Origin of the sequence: Enterococcus sp. S53 (assembly GCF_016516865.1) — a bacterium.
Taxonomy (GTDB): domain Bacteria; phylum Bacillota; class Bacilli; order Lactobacillales; family Enterococcaceae; genus Enterococcus_D; species Enterococcus_D innesii.
The window spans coordinates 1-613 of sequence record NZ_JACVUH010000067.1; the positions used below are offsets into that span (position 1 = coordinate 1).

1 protein-coding gene is annotated in these 613 nt (G+C 39.0%); it reads right to left on the reverse strand.

The features are described 5' to 3' along the window. Nucleotides 1–611, reverse strand: a 611-nt coding sequence (locus tag IAE45_RS18700) for an N-acetylmuramoyl-L-alanine amidase (RefSeq protein ID WP_325123443.1), incomplete at its 3' end; no start/stop codon positions are given. Nucleotides 612–613: the final 2 nt, after the last annotated feature.

The following is a 613-nucleotide window of genomic DNA, read 5'->3' on the forward strand; positions in this document are numbered from 1 at the left end:
TTCGACTGAACATGCATACGATAACCCAGACCACCAATTTTATCTTTTGATCCTTGGGCAAGAACTTCTTGTACCACTTTATTTTGCGTATTGTTATTGGTGCTCGCTGCAACAATATACTTCATGATTTGTTCGATAAAATAGTCTTTAACAGCGTTAACAGACTTTCCATGTAACGCCCATGAACGGTGTGGACAATCAGTTGATGAAAATTCTTTATGAAGTCTCACTGTGTTTCGATTGACATCCAAGCCCCAGAAAATCATATCTTCCGCCACTTGTTTAAACACCGCTTGTTCATTTGCCAAGAACTCTTCATCAGTTGCTGAAAATGATTGGCACACTTCATACCCGACGTAATTTTGATTTCCCTCATAATTGGCTGTATGCCATGCCGCATTATAAGTATCTTCAACTCTGGCCATCTCATCCCGATTACCATAATAATGAGCAAATCCTTTAGAAGATTCCCCGTTATTATAGCGTTGCTTAAGCCATGTCACATACTGAGATGGCGTCATGCTTCCACCATCATTGTGAATAACAACACCTTTAGGACGTGATCCGATTTTTCTGATGCCTGCTATTCCTTTAAAAATAGATTCATTAATAA